We start from the raw sequence: 3,915 nt of genomic DNA on the forward strand, positions 1-3,915 counted from the left end.
CGACCCCGACGCCGACCCAGACGCCCACGCCGACGGCGACCGCGACGCCCAAGCCGACCGCGGCCCCCACGGCGACGCCGACGCCCAAGCCGCAGACGACGGCGGCACCCGGCTCGGTCAAGCCCGGCGCCTCGAACACCGGCGTGCCCGCCGGCACGCGGCTGACGGTGCACGAGGGCGACCTCACGGTCACCACGCCCGGCGCGGTCGTCGACTCGCTCGACATCCGCGGGTTCGTCAAGATCGCCGCGCCCAACGTGACGATCAAGAACTCGATCATCCGCGGCTACGCGACGACCATCCAGCGCGCGCTCGTCACCAACAACACGAGCGGTGCGAGCGTGCTGATCCAGGACAGCGAGCTCTACGCGCAGGCGCCGTCCGCCCACATCGACGGTGTGCGCGGCTCCAACATCACCGTGCGCCGCAGCAACATCCACGACGTGATCGACGTCTTCCACCTCACGGGCGGCAACGTGACGATCGAGTCGTCCTGGCTGCACGACAACCTGCACTACGAGAAGGACCCGCTGCAGAACAACACCCCGAGCCACGACGACACCGTGCAGATCCAGGCCGGGTCCAACATCACGATCGTCGGCAACACCATCGAGGACGCGACCAACAGCGGGATCCAGTTCACGCAGGACCAGGGCGTCGTCTCGAACGTGACGATCTCCAGGAACTGGGCCGGCGGCGGCGGGTGCACCGTGAACTTCGCCGAGAAGGGCAAGGGCGCGTTCCAGGGCGTCGTCATCACCGACAACGTGTTCACGCGCGACCAGCGCGTCGCGAACTGCGCGATCATCGCGCCGTCGACCACGACCAAGGTGCTGACCGTGGCGCGCAACACGTGGACCGACGGCAGCCCCGTGAGCGTCTCGCGCGGCGACTGAGCCCCAGCGAGCACGACCGAGGCCGGCACCCGATCGACGGAGTGCCGGCCTCGGTCACGTCACGGCGCGCGGCGGTTGACGGTCTCGGTCGCGTCACGGCGCGCGGCGGGAGCCTGCCTCGGTCGCGTCCGGGCGCGGGGCGTCGCCGCAGGGCCGCTGCGCGGCCCGGTGTCAGGCCTTGGTGTGGAAGCGCAGCTGCGCCTTCTCGAGCCCCTCGACGACGACCGCCTCCACGGCGTCCGCGGCCGCGTCGATCAGCCAGGGCAGGTCCTTGAGCTCGGGCTTCGCGAAGTCCCGCAGCACGAAGTCGGCGGGGTCCATCCGGCCCGGCGGCCGGCCCACGCCGACGCGCACCCGCACGTAGTCCTTCGACCCGAGGGCCTTCGTCGTGTCACGCAGGCCGTTGTGCCCGCCCTCGCCGCCGCCGCGCTTGAGCCGCACGTCCGCGAACGGGATGTCGAGCTCGTCGTGCACCATGACGACGCGCTCCACCGGCACGTCGTAGTACTTCGCGAGCGCCGCGACGGGACCGCCGGACACGTTCATGTACGTCGTCGGCTTCGCGAGGATCACCCGCGGACCGGGCACCCCGCCCGGCAGGGTCCCGAGCCGCGCCTCGGCGACGGCCGCCTGGGGCCGCCGCGAGAGCACGCCGCCGCCCTTGCCGCCGAACGACGCGCCCGTGCGGCGCGCGAGCTCGTCGAGCACCATCTGGCCCACGTTGTGCCGGTTGCCGGCGTACTGCGGCCCCGGGTTGCCGAGACCCACGACGAGCCACGGTCCGTCGGTCATGAACGCTCCCTGCGTCGAGGTCGGACGAACGCCGACGCCCGGCACCGCAGGAACGGTACCGGGCGTCGCGGGTGGAGCTGGAGGCTCAGGCCTCGGCCGGGGCGTCCGCGGCGGAGGCGGCCGACTGCTCGGCGGCGAGCTCGGCGGCGGCCTCGTCGGCGGCGATGTCGTCGGCCGACACCTGCGGCTGCGAGACGGTCAGCACGATCGCCTCGGCGTCGGTGACGAGCGTCGAGCCCTTCGGCAGCGTGAGGTCGCCGGCGTGGACGATCGCACCGGCCTCGAGGCCCTCGATGTCGACCTCGACGTTCTGCGGCAGGTGCGTCGCCTCGGCCTCGAGGGACACGGCCTGCGTCTCGACGACGTGGATCGTGCCGGGCGCGGACTCGCCGACGACGTGCACGGGCACCTCGACGGAGACCTTCTCGCCCTTCTTCACGATGAGCAGGTCGACGTGCTCGATGACGTTGCGCACCGGCTCGATCTGGACGTCCTTGGCCAGCGCGAGGGTGGTCTTGCCGTCGAGCTCGATCTCGAAGAGCGCGTTCGCGTGCTTGACCGCGAGCATCGTCTCGTGGCCCGGGAGGGACACGTGGACCGGGTCCGAGCCGTGCCCGTACAGGACGGCGGGGATCTGGTGGGCGCGGCGCAGGCGGCGGGCGGCGCCCTTGCCGAACTCGGTGCGGGCGGTGGCGACGAGCTTGACCTCGGACACGGTGACTCCCAGGAGCAGGCGTCCGCGACCGGGCGCGGACGGGGTGACGGTGAGATGACGGTGCCGCCACCGGGGCGGCGGCACGTGACGTACGGCGTGGGTGGTGGCCTCGACGCGGGGCGCAGGACGGGCACGCGGAGGCGTGCGCCCAGTCGATCACGGAGCGGGGCGGCCGTGCGACCCGGGCGGTGGACCTGCACCGCACCTGGGCCACGTCGTACGACCGTCCGACGTCCCTCGCCGAGGCAACCTGACGATCTTACCCGCTGGCGGCACCCATCCCCAACTCCCGCCCGACCGGCCCACGACCGGGTGACCGCCCGGCCACGACGGCCGGCGATCGTGCCCGCGGCCCCGTCACGGGCCGGGCACGGCGACGGCCCCGGACCCGCGTCGCGCGCAGGTCCGGGGCCGTCGGTGCAGGTCAGGCGTTGCCGTCGAAGAGCGACGTCACCGAGCCGTCGTCGAAGACCTCGCGGATCGCCCGCGCGATCAGCGGCGCGATCGACAGGACCGTGAGCTTCTCGAAGCGCGTCTCGTCCTCGATCGGCAGGGAGTCCGTGACGATCACCTCACGCGCGCCGCTCTCCTGCAGGCGCTCGGCCGCCGGGTGCGACAGGACGCCGTGGGTCGCGGCGACGATGACGTCCTTCGCACCCGCGTCGAGCAGCACGCGCACCGCGCCCGCGATCGTGCCGCCCGTGTCGATGAGGTCGTCGACGAGCACGCACGACCGGCCCTCGACCTCGCCGACGACGCGGTTCGCGACCGTCTTGTTGGGGCTGCGGATGTCACGCGTCTTGTGCACGAAGGCCAGGGGCGCGCCGCCGAGCTTCGCCGCCCACTGCTCCGCGACGCGGATGCGGCCGGCGTCGGGCGAGACGACCGTGACGTTCGACGAGTCGACGCGCGTGCGCACGTAGTCGATGAGGGTCGGCATCGCCCACAGGTGGTCGACCGGGCCGTCGAAGAAGCCCTGGATCTGCGCGGTGTGCAGGTCGACGCTCATGAGGCGGTCCGCGCCGGCCGTCTTGAAGAGGTCCGCCAGCAGGCGGGCCGAGATCGGCTCGCGACCGCGGTGCTTCTTGTCCTGGCGTGCGTAGCCGTAGAACGGCGCGACCACGGTGATCGTCTTCGCGGACGCCCGCTTGAGGGCGTCGACCATGAGCAGCTGCTCCATGATCCACTGGTTGATCGGCCGGGCGTGCGACTGCAGGACGAACGCGTCCGAGCCGCGCACCGACTCGCCGAACCGGGTGTAGATCTCCCCGTTCGCGAAGTCGTAGGCCGTCGTCGGCACGAGCTCGATGCCCAGGTGCTCCGCGACGTCCGTGGCGAGCTCGGTGTGCGCGCGCCCGGAGACGAGCACGAGGCGCTTCTCGCCGTCGTTCGAGACGATGCCGGTCATCGCGCCGACTCCTCCGTGGTCGTGCCGGCCGGGTCGGCGAGCGGCGTGGGCTGGTCGGGCAGGTCCGGCGGGGGCGTCTGGCGCGGCCCGCTGGCGGCCTGGGC

The 3,915-nt window shown here is 72.6% G+C and carries 4 protein-coding genes; 1 reads left to right on the forward strand and 3 read right to left on the reverse strand.

Going from position 1 to position 3,915, the window contains the following annotated elements; translation table 11 throughout:
• A partial coding sequence (locus HGA02_RS12570) for a right-handed parallel beta-helix repeat-containing protein (protein ID WP_210728515.1) occupies positions 1–896 on the forward strand: 896 nt, incomplete at its 5' end.
• A 171-nt stretch (positions 897–1,067) separates the two neighbouring features.
• Here the strand turns inward: HGA02_RS12570 and pth are convergent.
• The 3 genes from pth to HGA02_RS12585 all read right to left on the reverse strand — a co-directional run bounded on the left by pth (position 1,068) and on the right by HGA02_RS12585 (position 3,811).
• Positions 1,068–1,688, reverse strand: coding sequence for an aminoacyl-tRNA hydrolase (gene pth / locus HGA02_RS12575; RefSeq protein WP_168679301.1), 621 nt, complete (start codon positions 1,686–1,688; stop codon positions 1,068–1,070).
• An 85-nt stretch (positions 1,689–1,773) separates the two neighbouring features.
• Positions 1,774–2,403, reverse strand: a complete 630-nt coding sequence (locus HGA02_RS12580; RefSeq protein ID WP_168679302.1) for a 50S ribosomal protein L25/general stress protein Ctc — start codon at positions 2,401–2,403, stop codon at positions 1,774–1,776.
• A 424-nt stretch (positions 2,404–2,827) separates the two neighbouring features.
• Positions 2,828–3,811, reverse strand: a complete 984-nt coding sequence (locus HGA02_RS12585; protein ID WP_124342936.1) for a ribose-phosphate diphosphokinase — start codon at positions 3,809–3,811, stop codon at positions 2,828–2,830.
• Between the last annotated feature and the right edge of the window lie 104 nt (positions 3,812–3,915).

It is taken from the genome of Cellulomonas septica (assembly GCF_012396155.1).
In the GTDB taxonomy this organism is placed as follows: Bacteria; Actinomycetota; Actinomycetes; order Actinomycetales; family Cellulomonadaceae; genus Cellulomonas; species Cellulomonas septica.

What these genes read in the sequence shown, in the direction of transcription:
- pth (WP_168679301.1), bottom strand. Translation starts at nt 1,688, where the DNA reads ATGACCGACGGACCGTGGCTCGTCGTGGGTCTCGGCAACCCGGGGCCG.
- HGA02_RS12585 (WP_124342936.1), bottom strand. Translation starts at nt 3,811, where the DNA reads ATGACCGGCATCGTCTCGAACGACGGCGAGAAGCGCCTCGTGCTCGTC.